The 21,447-nt window shown below is 37.1% G+C and carries 17 protein-coding genes and 1 pseudogene; 7 read left to right on the forward strand and 11 right to left on the reverse strand.

Annotated features, from left to right (window positions below; all coding sequences use genetic code 11):
- Positions 1-60 precede the first annotated feature (60 nt).
- Both uhpT and HNQ98_RS09375 read left to right on the forward strand, forming a co-directional pair.
- A complete protein-coding gene (uhpT, locus tag HNQ98_RS08150) occupies positions 61-1,467 on the forward strand; it encodes a hexose-6-phosphate:phosphate antiporter UhpT (protein WP_184285041.1) in 1,407 nt (468 codons plus the stop codon).
- A 244-nt stretch (positions 1,468-1,711) separates the two neighbouring features.
- Positions 1,712-1,852 carry an LPXTG cell wall anchor domain-containing protein gene (locus HNQ98_RS09375; protein ID WP_223822750.1) on the forward strand — a complete coding sequence of 47 codons (141 nt, stop codon included), beginning with the start codon at positions 1,712-1,714 and terminating at the stop codon, positions 1,850-1,852.
- Between the two features lie 239 nt (positions 1,853-2,091).
- Here the strand turns inward: HNQ98_RS09375 and HNQ98_RS08160 are convergent, their stop codons facing one another.
- The 7 genes from HNQ98_RS08160 to HNQ98_RS08190 form a co-directional block, all read right to left on the reverse strand.
- Positions 2,092-3,021: a sugar-binding transcriptional regulator gene (locus tag HNQ98_RS08160; protein WP_135198222.1), complete on the reverse strand. Its 930-nt coding sequence runs from the start codon at positions 3,019-3,021 to the stop codon at positions 2,092-2,094.
- A 52-nt stretch (positions 3,022-3,073) separates the two neighbouring features.
- Positions 3,074-4,582, reverse strand: a complete 1,509-nt coding sequence (locus HNQ98_RS08165; RefSeq protein WP_135197979.1) for an FGGY-family carbohydrate kinase — start codon at positions 4,580-4,582, stop codon at positions 3,074-3,076.
- Between the two features lie 28 nt (positions 4,583-4,610).
- Entirely contained in the window at positions 4,611-5,630 is a 1,020-nt protein-coding gene (locus HNQ98_RS08170; RefSeq protein WP_135197978.1) for an aldose epimerase family protein, read from the reverse strand.
- Positions 5,620-6,984 (reverse strand): sugar MFS transporter, encoded by a 1,365-nt coding sequence (locus tag HNQ98_RS08175; RefSeq protein ID WP_135197977.1) that lies wholly within the window; start codon positions 6,982-6,984, stop codon positions 5,620-5,622. The genes HNQ98_RS08170 and HNQ98_RS08175 overlap by 11 nt, the downstream gene beginning before the upstream one ends.
- A gap of 166 nt (positions 6,985-7,150) precedes the next feature.
- Positions 7,151-7,606 (reverse strand): DUF6314 family protein, encoded by a 456-nt coding sequence (locus tag HNQ98_RS08180; RefSeq protein ID WP_135197976.1) that lies wholly within the window; start codon positions 7,604-7,606, stop codon positions 7,151-7,153.
- Positions 7,607-7,609: 3 nt separating this feature from the next.
- Entirely contained in the window at positions 7,610-9,166 is a 1,557-nt protein-coding gene (locus HNQ98_RS08185) for an ABC-F family ATP-binding cassette domain-containing protein (RefSeq protein WP_014973587.1), read from the reverse strand.
- A gap of 20 nt (positions 9,167-9,186) precedes the next feature.
- A complete protein-coding gene (locus HNQ98_RS08190; protein ID WP_135198220.1) occupies positions 9,187-10,137 on the reverse strand; it encodes a helix-turn-helix domain-containing protein in 951 nt (316 codons plus the stop codon).
- A 96-nt stretch (positions 10,138-10,233) separates the two neighbouring features.
- Between HNQ98_RS08190 and HNQ98_RS08195 the strand changes: the two genes are divergently transcribed.
- Together HNQ98_RS08195 and HNQ98_RS08200 are read left to right on the forward strand one after the other, a co-directional pair.
- Positions 10,234-11,493, forward strand: coding sequence for an MFS transporter (locus HNQ98_RS08195; protein ID WP_135198219.1), 1,260 nt, complete (start codon positions 10,234-10,236; stop codon positions 11,491-11,493).
- Between the two features lie 27 nt (positions 11,494-11,520).
- On the forward strand, positions 11,521-11,853 hold the full coding sequence (locus HNQ98_RS08200; protein WP_014973586.1) for a VOC family protein: 333 nt from the start codon (positions 11,521-11,523) through the stop codon (positions 11,851-11,853).
- Between the two features lie 101 nt (positions 11,854-11,954).
- Here the strand turns inward: HNQ98_RS08200 and HNQ98_RS08205 are convergent, their stop codons facing one another.
- From HNQ98_RS08205 to adhE, 4 genes are all read right to left on the reverse strand, one after another.
- A complete protein-coding gene (locus HNQ98_RS08205) occupies positions 11,955-13,238 on the reverse strand; it encodes a chloride channel protein (RefSeq protein WP_135197973.1) in 1,284 nt (427 codons plus the stop codon).
- Between the two features lie 210 nt (positions 13,239-13,448).
- Entirely contained in the window at positions 13,449-13,949 is a 501-nt protein-coding gene (locus HNQ98_RS08210) for an Rrf2 family transcriptional regulator (protein ID WP_014973584.1), read from the reverse strand.
- A 76-nt stretch (positions 13,950-14,025) separates the two neighbouring features.
- Positions 14,026-16,440, reverse strand: a complete 2,415-nt coding sequence (locus HNQ98_RS08215) for a YhgE/Pip domain-containing protein (RefSeq protein WP_135198218.1) — start codon at positions 16,438-16,440, stop codon at positions 14,026-14,028.
- A gap of 114 nt (positions 16,441-16,554) precedes the next feature.
- Positions 16,555-19,257: a bifunctional acetaldehyde-CoA/alcohol dehydrogenase gene (gene adhE, locus HNQ98_RS08220; protein WP_184285042.1), complete on the reverse strand. Its 2,703-nt coding sequence runs from the start codon at positions 19,255-19,257 to the stop codon at positions 16,555-16,557.
- 421 nt (positions 19,258-19,678) lie between these two features.
- Here adhE and relB point away from each other — a divergent pair.
- The 3 genes and pseudogenes from relB to HNQ98_RS08235 all read left to right on the forward strand — a co-directional run.
- Positions 19,679-19,999 (forward strand): annotated as a pseudogene (gene relB, locus HNQ98_RS08225) (type II toxin-antitoxin system RelB family anti-toxin); the annotation flags it as partial.
- A gap of 289 nt (positions 20,000-20,288) precedes the next feature.
- Positions 20,289-20,567, forward strand: a complete 279-nt coding sequence (locus HNQ98_RS08230; RefSeq protein WP_135197969.1) for a hypothetical protein — start codon at positions 20,289-20,291, stop codon at positions 20,565-20,567.
- A 191-nt stretch (positions 20,568-20,758) separates the two neighbouring features.
- Complete coding sequence (locus tag HNQ98_RS08235) at positions 20,759-21,442, forward strand: DUF6198 family protein (protein WP_135197968.1); 684 nt, start codon at positions 20,759-20,761, stop codon at positions 21,440-21,442.
- Positions 21,443-21,447 lie beyond the last annotated feature (5 nt).

A 21,447-nucleotide genomic window follows, 5' to 3' on the forward strand; every position in this document is an offset into this window, starting at 1 on the left:
CGTAGTGCTATATTAATATATGTAAGCGGTTACAGTGATTAAATAAGGAGATTGATTAAAATGAAGAATTTTTTTGCACTACATCATCCAAATCGAATCAACATTTCAGTCACAGACGAACGAAAAGCTTGGTTTGGTCAGTTCATTAAAACATTTGGTGTCGTTTTTTTCATTTATTTGGGCATGTATCTTGTCCGCAACAATATCAAAGCAGCTACACCACTATTGGTAGAAAATGGTGTGATTACAACCACACAAATGGGTATTATTGGATTAGCATTCTCAATTACATATGGTATTGGTAAAACATTAATGTCCGCTTTCGTTGATGGTCAAAATGCAAAACGTATGATTTCTGCTTTTCTAATGGTTTCCGCATTTCTATCATTACTATTCGGTATTGCCTTATTAACAAACAACGCAACCACAGGTATTTTGTTAGCTTTGTGGGGACTAAACGGTTTGTTCCAGTCACCAGGTGGTCCAGCTTCATACTCAACGATATCCCGTTGGACACCACAAACAAAACGTGGTCGCTGGCTAGGTTTTTGGAATACTTCCCACAATATTGGTGGTGGAATTGCTGGTATACTAGCACTTTGGGGTGCTAATCATCTTTTTTGTGGTAATGTTGCTGGTATGTTTATTTTCCCAGCTGTTATTGTATTTATAATTGGTATTGCTGGTTTGTTTATCGGACATGATGAACCAGAAGAATTGGGATGGGATCCGGCTCCAATTATCTTCAATGAGCCGCAATCTGTTGAAGATCGACAAGCAGCCACTATGTCAAAAGGCGAGATTTTAAAACAATTTGTGCTTAAAAACCCATGGGTTTGGCTGTTAGCTGTTGCTAATGTGTTCGTGTATATTGTGCGTATTGGTATTGATAACTGGGCACCTCTTTATTCCGTCCAAGCATTACATATGAATAATGGCGCTGCCGTGGCAACCATCTTCTATTTTGAAATGGGTGCACTGGTGGGATCATTGTCTTGGGGCTGGATTTCTGATTTGTTAAAGGGACGTCGTATCATGGTGGCTCTGATTTCAATCTTTTTACAATTCTTTGTTCTCCATATGTACACAGTCGCGCATACTGAAACAGCACTGTTTATAGCATTGTTTATTATGGGTTGGTTAGTATTTGGTCCACAATTATTAATTGGTGTATCCGTTGTTGGGTTTGTACCAAAGCAAGCACTGTCAGTTTCTAATGGACTAACAGGTACATTCGCTTATTTGTTCGGTGACTCGTTGGCTAAAGTTGGTTTGGGTTATATTGCTGATCCAACAGCAAAAGGATTACACGTATTTGGCACTGTTTTGCATGGCTGGCAATCAACATTTATCGTCATGTATGCCGCACTTGTCATAGCTGCTATTTTGTTAATTTTTGTGGCCATTGCCGAAGAACATAAGATTAGACACGCTGCTAAAGAGGTTCAATTAGCAAGCAATAAATAAAAAATAATCGTTACTTCTTATTCAGTTACTCACATGAGATTTAACATTGATGTAACATCAATATTAGCAGATTGGTCTCTGGATATCTGATTCACCCAAACCACACACACAACTGTGACTTATACGGCTAATCAAAAAACACCTAATGATAAACCTGAAAAGCCAACGAATACTAGTCCAAAAAGAGTAGATAAAACAGTTCCAAGTACTCATAAGTAACACACAAACAGTTCCAAAGCAACATATTACTCATAGTAATGCTAATCAAGACAAAGAAGCTCTTCCTAAAACGGGACAAAGTACTATACCAGCAAGCACTATTCTTGCTGGTATAGTATCTATTGCTACGTTAGGATTAGTTTCATTGAAAAGAAGAAAGCATTAAGATAGTAAACCAATCTGATGATTACTCCATTAAATTGAGCGTAAGATACTGATTCAATATCATATAAAAAGCCCGACCGCTTAGACACATAAGAACGTGTCTAGCGGTCGGGCTTTTTATAGTAACATAAGAATTATCATTTTAAATTACGCAATAGTTGATCATATTTTATTCTGCGTTATTGAAAAGCACTAGTTTCATTGTAAGTAATAAGCTCTACATTTTCGAAGATACCTTATTTACTTCTCCTTCATATCATACTCAAGTAAACATTGTGCTGTCTGTTGGTCGACAAACAGTTGACTGACAATTTTCATTTTTAGAACTGTACATAAGATTGCAGTATTTGCCACATCACTTACCATCATTATCGCGTGATCTTTGTAATGTAAGTTATCAATAGGTAGCGAAACAGTCCTACTATCTAAATCTCGGTTGACAAGTACCCCGTTTATATCAATAAAATGAGATAGCACTTCGCCAATCGAATCAGATGCTAATACTTCTTTCTCTTGTTCAGAAAGGTAGTTATTGCTATAAAAAAGCGGACTACTCGTTATATTATTAACAGTAAATACAACAATATTAGACAGTCTAGCTAATTTTTCTAAATATCGTACATATTTTTCAGTTTCAACTAATTGTTTTGTTGAAATACTATTAAAAATAACAGGTACTGGTAACAATCTAGCAGATGACTTGTATGCAGTAGCGAATAATGTGGCTATTTCAGAATGAAACGCTGGATATTCTCTTGTATCAAATAATCCTGTGAGTGGTAATATTTCAACATCTCTAACATCTTTGGCCTCAATTCGTTGAGCTATCTCATAAATCTCCTGACCAGATCCCAGTCCAACAATATCACCACTTTTTATGATGCTATGTAGATATTTGGCCACAGACGAAGCAACTCTATCAATTTTTAACTTTTGATCATCTTGTGCTGTTGAGATAACATTAATTTTCACATCTGGATAGATAGCTTCCAGTTGTTCAGATAAAACTTGTGAATCGCGAAAATCATCATTGACTTTTATAGAAACGAATCCCTTTTCCCTTGCCATAGCCAATAAACGTGAAACTGTAGGTCTGGAAACAGACTCTTTTTTAGCAATTTGGCTCTGTTCCATTCCGTCAATATAATATAATCTCGCTATACGTAGCATTTGTTCTCTTCGGTTAGTATTAATTTTAGTGTCCTCTTTTATAAAAATGATACTAATCGTTTTGAATAGTAGTAAAGTCGTGATAAAATCCCTTAACACTATTATAAGCTTTTTTATACATTATAAAATACTGATTGTATAATTTAGTATTATTTTTGTTAGGTAAAATCTTTTGATCTATCTTGACCCACTTCGATACGTCTTCAGCCTTAACTGCATGGATACCAATCCCTGCTAATATAGCACTCCCTAAATTCGCTTCTCCACCTGATTTAGTTATTAAGACAGCTTTTCCCGTCACATCTGCAATCATTTGTACCATTTTTTTAGAAGAACTCACACCGCCTACAAGCGTTATAGTATCTCCAATATCTGGACCAAATTGCTCAATACTTTGACGTACAGAGTAGGCAATTGCTTCCTGAAATGCATTATACAATTCATAACGTGTCGTTTTTAAAGAAATACCTAAAATTGTTCCTCTAACATCTGAATCCCACAATGGACTGCGCTCACCCATGAAATAAGGTAACACTAACAAGCCGTTGCTGCCTACCGGTATGTGATTACTTTGAATATCAAGCGCAATAGGCCCAGAATTTTCATCAAATTCTGTAGCGAATTCTTTTACAAACCAAGCTACTATAGCACCAGCAGTATTGGCACCAGCAAAATTATAATAATATTCTTTAGGCTTATAGGCATATGGCCAAATAATCAGATCTTTATTTCTTTGTGGCTGTTTAGTAACTAACGCCGCATTCATCGAAGTACCCAAGGCCACAGTTACTTTCCCTGGATTTAAAACACCTGTTCCTACAGTAGCAGGACCAACATCTACACCCGTATTAAAAACAGGTGTTCCACTTTGCAAACCTAAACGCTCTGCCCAATCTTTAATCACATAACCAGCAGGCTCTGTACTGGTTACAAACTTTTGCGGCAATTTTTCAATATCTATTCCTAGTTTATCAGCTAACTCTGGTGACCACTCACCTTGATTAATATCAAATACCCCACCAAGATTACCTGCTGCAGAATAATTCATACTGACTTCACCAGTTAACTCAGCTATAATATATGATTCAGGGGGAAGAAATGTCGCCGTTTTTGCATATAAATCAGGCTTATTTTTCTTAAGCCACATCAGTTTAGTATAACCATAGTATGGATCAGCTAAATTAGCTGTCACTGCCATTAACTCTGTTTCCCCCACCAGTTTAGTTGCTTCATTTGCTTCTAGAACTGCACGCCTATCCATCCAAATTAACGCTGGTCCTATCGCCTGTCCTTTATTATCAACAGGTATGCCAGATCCACCATAAAGACCATCAATTCCAATGGCTACAATATCGGCATCTTCTACATGTGAAGAAAGTGTTCGAATTAATGATGTCACAGCGTTTAGCCAATCTTTAGCATTTGCTTCTGCCCAACCTGGATGGGGTGTTTCAAAACTATAATTGTCTTTCTGCTGCGCAATGACTTCTCCATCTGTTGTTAAAAGCATTGCTTTTGTTCCAGACGTACCCACATCAATACCCAAAATATATTTTGCCATTTTTTATATTACTCCTTCTTGATGTTGCTTAATCTTGTAATCCTGTAACAACTTGAAAATGTCTGATTTCTTGAGGCTTTAACATAATTAAAGTATCCGCTTCTTTGGCAGCTGTATAACCTTCCGTTCGGCATGTCGCCGGTAATGCAAATGCTGCAACTTGTATATCTGGATTATACATCAACCACCTTGTTACATTTGGAAACTCTTTTGTGTTAAATTCTACTTTAACTTGGTGTTGATCATCCATAATCATTCTGAATTTAGCAATATTTGTTATTTTATTTAACTCATCGCCAAAGTAAACTATTTCCGGATTGAAGTGTTGCGTATCATTTAATTCGTTCACTAATATTTTTTCATTGTTTAATGAGGACATGTATTTCAGCCATTCACTCTTGGGATGAATATGTTCTGGAACTGTTGTTCGTAATTGAAATGAATCATCAGGAATATTTTGTGTTATCTTAGCTCCTTTAATAAATTTATAGTTAAGATGAACCAAGTATTGTAAAGGCATTTCTTCAAATTTAGACAAGTTTTGGACGGTCATCGTGATACGAAAAGAAGCTTGTCCCGCATTCAACGTAACTGCAGGCTCGGCAAAATAATGAAATCCAAACCCTTTAACATACTCTTTTTGACTTCTTATAGTAACCGTATCATCAGATATCTCGATATAAGAACTATCCATTGATGATAATGGAAACTCTCCATGAGGATTGTGTGTGTCAGTTGGACCCGGATTACCATTTGCTAACAATCCCGAATGAAACTGAAATGCACCATACGAATCAGTAATTTTAGTACCTGGATATGGTTGCGTAAAAGGATTTGCCATCTTCAAATCAAGACCATCAAAAACTGCATCCCATATCATTAAACCCTCGAAGGGTAAAAATATTAGATAACCCCTAGAATTAATGATTTTAAGTGCTTCAACGCTAGAAGAATATTTAAATGAAATAATTTTAAACGCATCATTTTGTGCCACAATTCTCTCATGCGTATTAAAAAAATGTTTATCTAAATTAATTTTAGTTGTCATGCTCTGCCCCTCTCGAAAATACATTAGATACTGGATGTTTAATATAATGATGTGCGAATATTGCCATTGCACCAAATGTCAGCAAGTGAACAGCAAAGGACAGAGACATAGATCCGGTGAAATCAGCTAACCAACCTTGTACTAATGGCCAAAAGGCCCCACCTATAACCATCATCACAATCATTGCACCAGCTGTCTCAGTATGCTGTGGATCTTTTATAAAGCTCAGTGTTTCTGTATAAATAGTTGCATATCCAGGACCCATCAATCCTGAAACAAGTATTGCGACATAAACTCCGTTGAAACTTCTATCAATGAGCATATAAGCAATAGCTATGACACCAAGAATCGAATAAGCAAGTAATACTTTTAGATGAGGAATTGTACGCATAAGATAGTCAGCTATGACACGACCAATAAAGAATGCTATGTAACTATAAATAACAAAGTTTGACGCACTGCGCTCATTTAAACTAGTATTTAATGTTAAAGCTAACCGAATGGTAAATGACCAGACAGACACTTGAAGACCAACGTACATAAATTCAGTAAACAATCCATAACAAAAATCTTTATTTTTTAATAAACTAGTGATTGTTTGCCATAGGTTCTCCTGAGCTTTTGTTTTAGAAATGCGTGGCTTACTTTTTGGAAATTGAACTATCAAGAATATGATGATCATCACTAAAAGGGCAATAATCATGTATCGATAAGGTAATAACGTTTTCCTCAATGCTTGCTCACCAAACGCAATTTTAACGCTGCCACTGAGCCCTCTTAATTGTGTTTCTAAATTGTCTCCATTGGTAAAAATCAAATATTTTCCTAATAAAATACCTATAATCGAACCAATAGGTAGAAAAGTTTGTGAAATATTTAACCTTAACGTACGTCCCTTTACTGGACCTAATAACGCTGAATAAGTATCTGCAGATGTTTCAATTAAACTCAAGCCCGTTGCCAAAACAAATAACGCGATGAGAAAGAAACCATAAGTTGCTGCTGCAGAAGCTGGAAAGAATAATGTACTACCAATTAAATATAGAACTAATCCCACAACGATCGTAAACTTGTACGATGTCTTCTTAATTAAATAAGAAGCTGGAATAGCCATAATAAAATAGCCAAGGAAAAACGCACTTTGAACATATGCTGAAGCAAAGTTACTCAAATTAAATATTGTTTTAAATTGGGTAATTAAAATATCATTCAAACTGGCTGCAGCACCCCACATAGGGAAAAGCAGGGACACAAGAATAAATTGAAGAACAGGTGTTTTATCAATATACCCGTTATTCAATTCTTTGCCTTGAAACTTGATAAAACCAAAACGACGTGACTTAGACCGATCCATAATTATAACGTCTCCTTATTATTATATGATAACGCTTACATCACAGACAGTTATATCACAAAAATGAACATATGTCCACAAATAAATAGAAATTTTTTTCAATAGAATAAATTCTCACTATAAAATAAATTACGACCAATATTATTAACCCAACAAAAAAACGCCATCAGGCGTTTTTTCTAGTAAAAATAGTTTTAACATGATAATCTTTGTGCGGACCAACAACGTCAGTATTTTGCCAAAAAGTTTTCGCATTTTCAAGATGAAATTGTGCATCATAAACATCTAACGAACATAAATACTTATCACGTGGCTGTAACTGTTTTGATTTATCATCCCAATCATAGGCTTGATACAAACCATTGTTTGCAGTTATATCATCATGAAAATAAATTGACATCCCTTGTTGGTCAAAAACATAGATATATTGACGCGTAAAATCTAAATTTCTTCCTGTATTAACTAAACTCACTTGCCCTTTTTCTTCCAAAATTAAGGCATTCTGAGTATGGTGAAAAAAATTAGCTGTGCCTTGAACTGTCGCGTACAATCGCTTATCAGAATCAGTTATTGTTCTCGTAATATCCCATTGCCCAGAAAAAAACTGTTTCAAATTCATCATTAACTATTCTGACTCTTGTTTAAATGATAAAGCGGCCACGTTTAACTCCTGATCACCGAAACCATTTGTAAAGCTTACCTCGTGGGAAACAATAATAACATTACCTGGGAATTGATCAATTGCCTTACGTAAGGCATTTTTAGTGCCCTCATCTAAGTGGTTAGTTGGCTCATCTAGAACCAAAAAATTACTTGGTTTCATTTCCATAATGGCTAACTTAACTTTCGTTTGTTCACCACCTGAAAGTTGTTGTAACGGTTTTTGAGCATTTTCTGAATTGATACCAGCTGCAGCTAATCTTGTCCGTAGCGCTTTAGGTTCCAAGGTTGGAAAACGGTCTTGCATTTCTTGTAAAGGTGTCTTACTATCATTTTCCCACTCTAAGTCTTGGTCAAAATAGTTAACAATAGCAGATGGCGAAAACTCTGATTCCCCATGTAACGCTGGAATCACGCCCAAAATTGATTTAATTAACGTGGATTTTCCAGCGCCGTTGAACCCTTTAAATACAATTTTTTGTCCTGTTGTAATTGAAAATGTCACTGGTTCCAAAACTGGTGTCACATATCCAACAGATAAATTATTAACTGTTAGTGCGTTAGTGGACTGTGAATTAACATATGGAAAACTAAACTTTGCTTGCAAAGCATCAGCCGGTGGATCAACACGATCCATTCTGGCCAACATCTTTTCACGCGACTTAGCCTGTTTAGAAGTGGAAGCACGCGCCTTATTTTTTGCAATAAACTTTTGTGCTTTCTCAATTTCACCTTGTTGCTTTTCATATTGACGAAGCTGCTGTTCACTGCGCTCTTCTTTTTGTCGCATAGCTTTTTTAAATGAACCACGAAATTTAGTAATTTTGCCAAAAGAAACATCAATAATTGCGTTAGTTACTTTGTCCAAAAAATCAAAATCATGGGAAATAATCATTGCTGAGCCTTCAAAGGTCTGCAAAAAATCTTCCAACCATTCAATATGAGCAACATCCAGATAGTTTGTTGGTTCATCGAGAATAATCACATCATCATTTTCGAGCAACAACTTTGCTAAAATGACTTTAGCACGTTGCCCACCAGACATCGCATCTAATTCCCGATCACGTCCAATAGATTCCAGTCCTAATCCTGAAATAACACGCTCAATCTTTGTGTCAATGTCGTAAAATCCATCTGCATCAAGCTCTTCTTGCATACGGCCAGCGCGTTCGAGCAGCTTATCATTCATTGACTCTGCGTACTCATTATATAAATCAGTAATGCGATCTTGTTTATCGTATAAATCTTGATAAGCTGTATGCAAAAAATCAACCAGATTCATACCTTCTGGAATTTCAGCATACTGATCCAAATAACCGATTTTTAAGCCATTTTGCCATTCGATCTTACCAGACAATGGTAACTCTTGACCTGTCACGATTTTGATAAGCGTTGACTTACCGGCACCGTTCTGGCCTACAATTCCCATGTGTTCGCCTTTTTGTAGCTCGAATTCAGCGTCTTCGTATAAAGTTTTTTCTGCGTAGGCCATCGATAGGCCGCTTACTTCTAATAATGCCATAACTATAAGTTTAACATACTTTAAATCAACAGTGCATAAATATGTGGTATTTTATTTGGTTTTCCTGCGATAATAGCATCTTTAGTAACCCTAACATTGTTTCGAATTGAGTCGGCTCGTTCACGTAATCCAACCAACTCATATACTGATACTACCGACATAACTTCTTCGTAGCCTGTATTCACATTGCCTTGCATCATTTTCAGTAAACCTTGGCCCATTTTCAAACGAATCCGTTCGCTCGTCCAATCAATTAAGAAATCGTCCATATCATCCAGTACTTGCTCTTCTAACAACAACATCTCTGCTGCACCAACAATATCAACATACAATAAGCCATTAAAAGCAGTATAGATCGTGTCAACTAATCGCGTTTTTTCATTGCGTAATTGCGTATAAAAACGCGCCCTCTCAATTGCTAAGCGGCCCAATATTAATAAGTCAGCTGGTGTCATCCCCATGTAGAACAACATGAATACATCCAACTCCATATGCCCCCAGGTTTCCGCTTGTTTTAAGAACGCAACTGCTGGCCTCACATGTTTTTGAACTTGGTCAGATTCATACAACTCACTGATAGACAGGCCACCAGCAAACCCTGCCCGAATCATTAGTCCAAATTCGCGCATAAAGCGCGCACTCATACCACCTCGGCCATTTTTCAAGTCATTTGTTACCTGCTGAATCATTATATCAAGCCGTTGAAACTCTTTTGGATCACCTGCTTGTATACCCATACGATGAATCATACTGTATAGATAATTATTGTTTGCATCTCCACCCAAAAATAAAAATTCATCGTGATTCACACCCATATCTGCAAGTAATTTATCTAATCTATCAGCAGATATTCGTGACTGTCCCTTTTCAAACTTACCAATTAGTGATCGCGAGATGTTGGATTGCTCTAAATCAATAATTTTAAGCCCTTTATCTTCACGTAATCTTTTGAATGTTTGACCGTAATCCATTTTTCACCCATAAAAAAGAGAATATATTCTCTTTTTGTTGTTTTATTGATTTTACCGTATAAACTAAATATATTCAAATTTAAAAGGGGCTATGATATGCATATCGCTAAAAATAATATTGCTTTTCGGGTCATGATTATCGCACAATTTTTCAATAATATTGGTAGTAGTTTTTTTAATATTGTATTTCTTGTCTATGCAGCAACGTTACCCAATAAAACATTCACTGTTACTTTAGTGGCAGTTGCTGAATTTTTACCATCATTATTATCAGTATTTCTTGGTAATTTTGCGGATAAGACAAGCAACCATTTGCGTGCCTGGGCAATATCCCGTCTCACACAAGCCGCTATTTTTTTAGGTGTCACAGTTATCTTGTGGCGCTTTGGTGGCCGTTTGGATAGTTTTTTCGGACTCGTGATACTCATTTTTATTGTAGATATTATAGGTATATATAGTAATTTACTGATGAAACCTGTATCACGTTATATTTTAGCTGACCATGAGATACATGATGCCATGAGCCTAGAACAAGCAGTCAGTATCACAGTTAGCATGATTGGTAGCTTCGTTGGTATTGGTATGTTAGGTCTTTTAAATCAAAACTACGCATTATTTAGTCTCATGAATGTCACTATGTTTATTCTAGCTTGGTTCATCATGGTCATTAATCACAAATACTTTCAACTTGCCGAAAAGAATATTGAATCGACTCCTATTGTATCAATAAAAACGGGGATGTTTAAACATTTACAAATAACTTTCAACTATGTACGCAAAGATACATTATTTTTCCAACTACTATTGCTCGCTACAGCTATAAACTTTGTCGGTACATCAATGTCTGGTTTATTTAACTTAACACTGTTGCATACCAATAGCTTGATTATTGGAAATTTTGGCACAACCGTCGCTTTATTTGGTGCCGTCGAATCTATTTTTATGCTACTGGGCTCCATCATCACACATGATTTTCTACGTCAATTAACAACAAAACAATTGATTGGCATCGCTTGTATCATTTCTGCCTTTATAGGTCTCCTACCAACTTTTTATCCTAATGGTATTTTATGGATGGTCTTAATGGCTACTTCCGCTTATGTTTCAGCTAAAGTGAACCCCAAAATTGGCGTTATTATCATGCAACGTGTCTCATCTGACAAATTGGCAAGTGTCGGTGGTTTAATTAACACTATGGTCATGTCTAGTGCACCTGTCGGACAAATATTATTTTTAGGTGCTGCTAACATTATTTCTCCAAGCTTCTCGTGGTTATTAGTCGCTTTACTTTTCTCATTACTTGCTATTTACATAATAATGACAAACAAACAGGATTTAGAAAAAGTTGAAAATTAACCTCATTCCGTTATACTTATAAGTATTATGAAACCACGTAAACTGAACATCAAAACAGTGCCAGCTAGTGATACAAACCGCGCCTATCGTTTTTGGCGTGACGTATTTGATCTCCCCCAATCCGGTCACCAAAGTGGTCGCCATCTCATGCTAGATGGCGAAGATATTATTTTTGTGCCGGGCCAACCTACAGATAAACTCGAACTCTTGGTTCGAGATCATCAAGATAATTTGAAAAAGCATTTACGCAATAATTTTGTACCAATTGTTGGTGAACCCAAAGAACGTTTTGGTAACAAAATTGCTTTCCAAATATCAGATTCTGAAGGTAATCTAATCACGATAGAATCTAACAAATAAACAATTTTAAATTCTCACTTTGCACCAAGTTAAATATTTTTCAATTCATAAAAATAGCTCACAGATTCCTCATACGAGAGACTGTGAGCTATTTTAGCATGCTAATATGACCTTTTATTAGTCAATCGCTGAATGACTTGTTTCGAGACAGCAATAGATAGCAAGGTGCCTATGGCTAATGGCAAAAATGCCGAATAATCGAGATGACATATTTCAATAATCATAAACAATGCCATAAATGGTGCTTGTTGTGATGCAGCAAGTAATGTACAAGCACCAATGACTGCACATTGCCAGATCACTAACGCAGGAAACATAGGCAATAAAACCAATCCAATCGCAGCACCAACAACAGCACCAATGGCAATAGCAGGTGTTAATGTTCCACCTGCAGCACCGAAGCGAATAGTTAATGTTGTTATAATAATTTTACCGATGGCACCCAATAATAATATGACCAAAAAATGTTCTTGCTTACTATTTATTGCTAGCTGAGCTAATGAACGACCATTCCCCATAATTTCTGGTAATTTAAGAGACACCAAACCAGTAATTACTGCTATTAATGGTAGCTGCCACAATATATGTGAATTTTTTGTTTGTCTTTTTTCTGCCCATTGAAAGAGCTGCCGACATAAGCCGCCAATCAATCCACATATCGGCGCTAAAAGTAAAACAAATACTAAACTAGCTAACGAAAATTTAGCATCACCAATCAAATAATACGGCTTAAATCCCTTAGCTATTGACCCAACAAACATTGCAATTGTCGACATTGTTAAACTGACCGTAACAGTCCGTAAAGATAATTTTTTCAACAACACCTCAACGCAGAACAGCATCCCCGTAATTGGCGCAATATATATACCCGCAAATCCAGCACCAGCAGCGGCTGCAATTAATAACTGTCGATCTGCTGTCGATAACGGTGATAGTCGTGTTTTGGCTAACAGGCTCTGCCATCGTTGTGCTAACAAAGCACCTGCCTCCCGAGGGGCTAATTCACGACCTATCGAGCCACCAACACCAACATAAAAAATCTGTGTGATAACATGTATCACTGTTTGCCACCAAGGCATCTGTTCACCAGCCAACGTCTGCTTAATACTAACCGTTGGCTGACTCTTAGTGCGTAGCAACCACCATATAATGGCAGCTATAACCCCACCAATGGTCACTGATAGTAATCGCGTCCTCGGTGCCGTACTAATTGGTGATGGTATTTTCGCAGTTTCTTCATAATGCAAAAAAACCTGTTCCACCCATTCAAGAAACAATCCCAAAAATAGAGAACTTAATCCAACCAAAATACCGAGAACAATAGTTGACACCGCTAAGGTAATTATCACTTGTTGCTTAGAATAAAAAGAGGCCGTACTGTCCATATTTTTGGAGCCACCTTGTACCATTTGCTCACACCGTTCTTTCAAAATATTAAATCATGACTTCTTACATGAAGCGAAAATAACTAAGTTACCATGTTATCTTAAGCTTTGTATTAAAATGTTCACTAATCAATATCAATATTATATTGCTAAAACACCACCACCACAATACTGCACTATCTCATTAAAATAAAAAAGCGGTAAATATTGTTAATTTACCGCTGACTGTCGCCAATCAATTTTACCAAATTCATCAACATTAATATGTTGTAATAATTTGGCAATTGTATAATTTTGTAATTTATTTTTGAAATCTTGCTCTGCTTCATTAAATACAGATAGTACATCATCTGTTGCAACTTCCAATGCCTGTTGCACATCTTCCACGCGATTATCGGACTCTTGACTCAAGAAAATACGATCTGCTAATTGTGTTGAATGAATAAAACTTCCGGCACCTTCTATTGCTTGGTAGACATCAAGCAAAGTAATTTCAGCAATTGGTCGCGCTAACTTGAAGCCACCTTCTTTACTAGCAATCGCTTCCACGATACCAGAAACAACCAATTTCCGCATTGTTTTCTTCAAATAAGATTCCGAAACCTCTAGACGATCACTGAGCAAATAGCTTTTAACCGGTAGATCATCTTTTTGCAACGATAACATCACCAAAACAACCAAACTTTGTTCAACTGCACTTGACATTTTCATAATATTCTCCAGTGTCTCACTCTACCACCACTTAATGAAGTATAAAACAGCATCACTCATATCATTCTACTTCGGCTTATTCTGCCCAAATCAACTGATTATGTCGCAGTTTCCAATGATAAACACCCCAGGTTAATACCATTGACACAACACCTATAGTTAGCAAAATTGTCAAATCATTAGCTACACTGCCACCGATAGAAATTGTTTCACGGAAAGCGTGTACAGAATAGGTCATCGGTACCCAAGGATGGATAGCTTGAAAGAAACCATTTGATAATTCAATTGGATATGATCCTGCACTGGCACTCAGCTGAAGGACCATCAAGACCAGCATAATACCCGATCCAAGCTTACCAAATAATACATTGAATAACAAGACAAGTTGATTAAAGGAGAACGCTGCCACCAGTGCTACAACAAATACCATCACTGGACGCGCAGCATTTAGTCCATCAACCAATACTAATAGCGTCGTCATCACTACAGCTTGCCCAATCCATACTGGGAAATTAACGGTTTGTTTATCTGCCCACCAAGCAAAACCACTTCTTGGTTTCTTGGCAACAGTCATAAAGTCATAAATTGTACTTAACGTAATCATACCAACAAACAAACCAACTGACATCATATATGGTGCCATACCTGTTCCATTATTTGCAACATTGGAAAGATTTGTGTTAGCACTTTTAGTAGGTTGTGTTAATGCATCAACATTACTTTTATCGTTATGAACTGCTTCTAGTTGAATCGCACCTGTAGCAAGTTTTTCAGCCAATGTTTTCGTACCAGATTGTGCTTCATTCAAGGCCGAAGTTGCTTGTGCTGTGCCAGTTGTCAATTGCTGAGCACCACTATTGAGCTGACCAGCGCCACTATTAAGTTGCGCATTTTTAGCTGATAACTGGCCCAACCCACTATTCAATTGACTCGTACCTGCGGCTAACTGTGAGTTGCCACTAGCGAGTTGATTCGCACCAGTATTGAGTTGTGATGAAGCGGCAGTTACTTGTTTCTGACCAGCATTCAGAGTAGCTGCTCCAGTAGCTAGTTTTTGAGCGCCAGGTACAGCTTGTTGTGATAAACCACTACTGATAGTTATTAAACTACCGTTCAAAGTCTTGATGGCTTGTTGCGCAGCTGAAGTTGCTTGTGCACCTTGACTTAGTTGTTGTAGTTTAGGTAGTACGGTGGTTAGTTGACTTTGCAAATTTTTTAAAGCTGGTAAGGCTTTTTGAAGCGGTTCTAACGATGATTGTAAGTTTTTAGCTGCTGCACCACTAGCAACTAACCCCGTGTTCAATTGATCTGATGTTTGAGAAATATCTTGAAATTGTTTAGCAGCAGAAGGGTTTTTGGCGAGAAATGCGGCAAAGGCCGGATCTTTCATTAATTGTCCGAATTGTGCTTTCATCTTGGCTCCAGCTACCGCTGAACCTGTTAAACTAGTGTTCAATTGATTTGAGGCTGCTGTAATTGCGCCATTATCAACATTAACAGTTGTTGTAGGGATATTATTCAAAGTAGATTTCAAATCATTCAATCCACCTGTCAATTGTTGTAGCCCATTATCGAGTGCCTTTAAATCACTTGCTTTAGCTTTCTGTTGCGTATCAATTTGATCACTAACCGCTCTCAATTGATCAGCTAATTGCTGAGCACCAGCGGCTAATTGTTGACTCCCGGATTCTAGTTGAGGAGCACTTTTAGCTAACTGAGAGGTTCCGGATGCTAATTTATTGGCCCCTGAGGCCGCTGAATCAGCACCGTTTACAAGTTTATTAGAACCACCATTAGCTTGCGATACACCGTTAGTATATTGCGATAACCCATTAGCCAATGTTGATGTGCCAGAGGTCAAAGTCTGCGCACCATCATGCAGCTTAGCACTGCCATCAGCAAGTTGACCCAGCCCATTATTCAACTGATTTGCGCCATGGGATCCGGATTGGAAACCCTTTTGTGAAGAATTAGTGGCTGACAAAATCGTTTCATTATAAACTTTCTGTAGTGATTTTGTCACACTAGCTTGTATCTTATCGGCAGCAGAACTCGTCATTTTTTCAGCGATGAAACTTTGTCCGGCATTATGGGCGATAGCAATTTTTGAAGTCGTTGGTTTCTTATCTAATAACGAACCAGCATTTTTTGTAAAATCGCTAGGGATGGTAATTGTCATGTAATAATGACCTTGTTTTAAACCATCTTTTGCTTTTTGAGCAGACACTTCGCGCAATTTCAACGGTTGATCTTTCATCAGTTTGTCCGTTAAATCTGTACCCAAATGTTGTGTTTTACCGTTTATTTTGGCTGCTTTATCTTGATTAACAATAGCCACAGGCAGATTATCTACTTTACCATACGCATCCCACAACGATGATAAAAAAATAACCGCATAAATACTAGGAATTAATGTGATTCCTACTAATAATAATTTTAAACCACGTAATTTACTAATGCGCTGCCATTCCGCGCTTCGCCAAAATTTCATAACGCCACCCCTTTATTTTCGTGTACTTTAAATATCTATGGATATATTATATACACGGTTAGGGATAATTGTAAACAAAAACACCAAAATTTCTTTTGATGTTTTGTGGATCTTTTATAATTGATCTCTCAATAATTGTTTAATTTCATCCAAACTTGGTTGGCGCGGGTTACCAGGTGTGCACTGGTCATTATAGACAAGATCTGTCAACGCATCAATGTTACGTTCCAAATCTGCCTTTTTAACGCCGTTACCAGTTAATGTCTGATCAACTTCAACTGACTTAGCCAACTTCTTAATGGCTGTAATCAAAGCATCAACTAATTCAGCATCCGTGCTGCCCTTCAAACCAATATGACGTGCAATATCGGCGTAATCTTTTTGCGCTGTGTAAGTTTCATAACGTGGGTAAGGCGTACACTTAACGTTACCTGTGACCGCATTAAACTTAATAACATGTGGCATCGCAATAGCAATAGCCAATCCGTGTGGTAATTCAAATTCACCACCAACTTTATGTGCCAAAGAATGATTAATACCTAAGAAGGCATTGGCAAATGACATACCAGCCAATGTTGAGGCGTAGTGCATCTTTGTACGTGCTGTTTGACCTTCTTTAGTCGGATTCTTTGGATCGTAACGGTATGATTCTGCTAAGTTATCAAAAATCAACTTAATAGCTTGCAAAGCCCAAGGGCGTGTGAATTCTGATGCCATCACTGACACGTATGACTCCAAAGCATGAGACAAGGCATCTAGTCCAGAGAAAGCAACGGTACGCTTTGGTACTGTCATAACAAACTCAGGGTCAACAATCGCAACTTCAGGTGTCAATTCGTAGTCGGCCAATGGATACTTCACATGAGTTGTATCATCAGTAATCACAGCAAATGGTGTTACTTCAGAACCTGTACCTGAGGTAGTTGGAATGGCAACCATTTGTGTCAAACGTGCATGATAGAATCTCACAATACGCTTACGAATATCCATGAACTTCTGTTGCAATTCCATGAATAACGCTTTGATTTGCTCTTCATCTTCCAAAATACCTTCGTTACGTGTTGAATACTCGTACAAGAATCGACCAATCTTACCGGCGTCAAGTGCTGAACCACCACCTAGTAAGATAACTGTATCAGGCTTGAAAGCAGCCATTTGGCGAGCAATATCCACAGCTTGTGACAAGGTTGGATCTGGTTTAACTGAACCGTAAATATTTGTTTCAACTTGTTCTTGACGGAGTTCTAACTGACTCAGAACTTTACCAACGAATCCAAATTGTACCATACCAGGATCAGCTACAATGAAAGCACGATTGATTGAAGGTAAATCTTGTAAATAAGTAATCGCATTTGATTCATAGTAAACTTCTTTTGGTAGTCGTACCCACTGTGGGCGGTTACGACGGCGAGCTACTGTTTTAATGTTAAGCAAATCATATGTTGATAAGTTATGAGACAATGAATTTTTCCCCCATGATCCGGTACCAAGCGTCAATGATGGGCGCATAGCATCTGTATAAATATCGCCAACGCCACCAATTGAGTCAGGTTGGTTAACCAAGATACGTGATGCCCCAATAGCATCAGCATATTCTTTAATAAATGGATCATCTTGTGAACCAATTTGAATAGCCGCATTGTGACCAGCACCTTGATAATTTAACAAAGATTGCACTGTATCAATAGCTTCTTGGCGCTTTTCGACTTTATAAATAGAAAGCAATGGTGATAACTTTTCTGAAGACAATGCTTCACCAATATTTTTTTGATCTAATTCAAACAGCAAAACATCTTTGCCTTCGGGTACTTTAACACCAGCTTGCTCAGCAATCCAGCGTCCTGACATACCAGCAACCGGTCCAGCAACACCGTAACCTTCGGCATTTGCTTTGAAGACATAGTCAGCAATTTTCTTGTAATCTTTCTTAGGAACTAAGTAAGCGCCTTGATCTTGCAACTTTTTTAGTACTTCATCATAAATTGGTGCTTGAATGACTGCTGAGTTTTCTGTGGCACAGATCATACCATTATCAAAACGTTTTGATAATAGTAAGTCAGAAACTGCACGATCTGTATCCACAGTTGCATCAAGATAAATTGCGCCGTTTCCTGCACCAACACCCATTGATGGATTTCCTGATTTCAACGCTGCATTGACCATTGAAGGACCACCGGTAGCCAAAATTGAGGCGATGCCTGTATTTTGGATTAAAGCACTTGTACCATAAATTGAGGGCTTCTCAATCCATTGGATAAAGTTCTTTGGTGCGCCAGCCTTAACTGCAGCTTCATAAACGATCTGGGCTGCATGTGCTGATGATTTCTGCGCTTGTGGGTGGAAAGCAAAGATAATTGTATTACGTGTCTTTGCTGTTAACATTGACTTAAAGATTGTTGTTGATGTTGGATTCGTGGTTGGTACGATACCAGCTAACACGCCAAGTGGTGCAGCCAATTCAACCTTCCCTTGAATTTTATCTTCATTAATGACACCAACTGTCTTATCAAACTTAATCGCATTATAAACTGATTCAGATGCAAAACGATTTTTAGTATCTTTATCTTCAACCACACCACGACCAGTTTCATCATGTGCTTCGTGAGCCAATACCAATGAATTTTGCGAACCAGCTAACGCCATAGCCGCCACAATTGTATCAACTTGTTCTTGTGTGAAAGTTGAAAATTCTGCTAACGCCTGTTGTGATTTTTTAACTAACTCGGCAGTCATTTTTTCAGCTTGTGCTTGTAAATTTGCCTTTTCTTCTGGTGTTAAAACCTTTTTTTCAGGTTTCTTTTCAGTTGCATTTGCCATCGTATGTACTCCTTTTTGTTTGCTCATTTATTAACAATATAAGTATATAACACCTTTGTTAAAAAAGCAACAATCTATCATAAAACATTTTAAAATGCATATAAAATAGCGTTTGTAAGCGATTACATGTCCCAATTTACTCTTGTGCATTCATTTACAAATCGTTTGTTTTTAAGCGTTTACTAGCTTATAAAGTCATATCAGAGATTTATTTACCACAAATCAACATGCATTCGTGAATTCAAACAAAAAAATCATCTAGACCAGTTATTTTTCAACTCGCAACCTTAGGTTGCACCCTACGCAAACAATATGTTACAGCTATATTTGAAAAAGCATTCCCCTACGATTAATTATCTGTATAATCATAATTATTCAATTTCACACAGCTCGTGTCTGTATGAACAAGGAGAAATGTTATATGAAAAATATCTTTAAATCACAATTGAATATGCTGCGCCAACAGAGTAGCCTCTCACAAGAAGGACTGGCACAAAAAATGTATGTGTCAAGACAATCTGTTTCAAAATGGGAAAATGGCGACGCTGAACCAGATATCGATAAATTGATTGCTTTATCTGAAATTTTATCAGTCGACTTGGATTTTTTGTTAGCTGGCAAACAAACAGCCACAGATCTCATATTAGAATTACATCAAATCAGCAAGTCGTTTGAAAAGCCAGTATTACAAGGTATCAATTTATCAATTTATGGTCGTGATCGCATTGCTTTATTAGGTGCCACTGACTATGTTCACAGCTATATTGATGATCCCTTTTAATACTTGGCTTTCAGGTACATTTGCCAACATCATCACACCAATTCAAAAAGCTTTTCCTGGTTACTACTTAGTAACCATCATTTTTAACTTAATCAACGACATAAGTATCAGTAGCGCTATTTTAAAATATATGTTGACGCTTACATTGGCTATTGTTCCTATAGCTATACTCTATCTATTACAAAAAAGAGACCACATACATGCTCATTAAGTATCATACTTAGTAGATTACTCAAGGAGATTATTATCCATGTTATTACGTCAGTTACATAACTATATTAAGAATCACTATCAAAATGGTGATTACGCATATGATTACCAAACAACTACGCCCCCAACAGCAAGTTCAGATTATCAGCAGGGCTATCAGCAAGCGCTTGCTGATTATAAAAGTGGTCAAATGCATCATCATTATCCTCATTTCTCAATGATATTATTGAATACGCTATCCAATAATAAAGCCATAGAAATATCAGAATTTATTCGCGGCTATCGTGCTGGGAAAAAGACAGCTGATAAGGCTCACTAACAATTGTTCGAAACATCATTTTAAAAGTCCTTAGAATTAATCAATTCTAAGGACTTTTAGCTTGTATTTTTATTGAATACCTATCCTAGGTAGTAATATTTAACGTCATTAATGCATTTCAAAGCATAAAATGCATTACTTACTTTGCCATTACTGCTATAATTAATTAGTATCATCTCTGGGAGAATACTATGTACTATATCGACGGACAATTTTATCCACTAGGATTAAAACAAAAAATAAGTTTTTTCACTATCTCACTAGTCATTAATTCATTTGGCAATGGTTTAAGTGTTGCAACTGCAATGGGATCAGCACCTTGGACTGCCGGTGCAGCAAACTTGGCTCACATTACAGGGTGGCAAATTGGTATTTTCCTAGCTATCTTTGCAACGGTTGTTGCTTTTTTAAATATGTGGTTAGCCATGAGCATTAATTGGCCACGTTTGATTGGAAATGTTTTTTTCGGCCTGTCTTTTAGTTTTTTGGTCAGTGTTTTCGCTAACTTTTTTATCAGTTTAGGTGTCGATTCTCTAGCCTGGTGGTGGCGTTTACCACTAAATTTCTTCTCAATTTGGACAATTGGCGTCGCAATTTCAATTTATCAACGCACCAACTGGATTTTACATCCTTTAGATGATTTAACCAATATTTTACGTTTTGATTACTTTCATGGTAATGCATCAAAAGCACAAATGAGCAATTTCATTATTGCCATTGCAATATCACTCATAGCTTTAACTGTTAAACACAGTGTTGTCGCCTTAGGTATTGGCACATTATTTGCTTTTCTATTCCAAGGTCGTAATATCGCTTGGACAGACCGCCACATTTTCAAACACCTCGTACATGGTGATATTCACGGTAATTCGTAATCTAA

Origin of the sequence: Leuconostoc carnosum (assembly GCF_014207505.1) — a bacterium.
Taxonomy (GTDB): domain Bacteria; phylum Bacillota; class Bacilli; order Lactobacillales; family Lactobacillaceae; genus Leuconostoc; species Leuconostoc carnosum.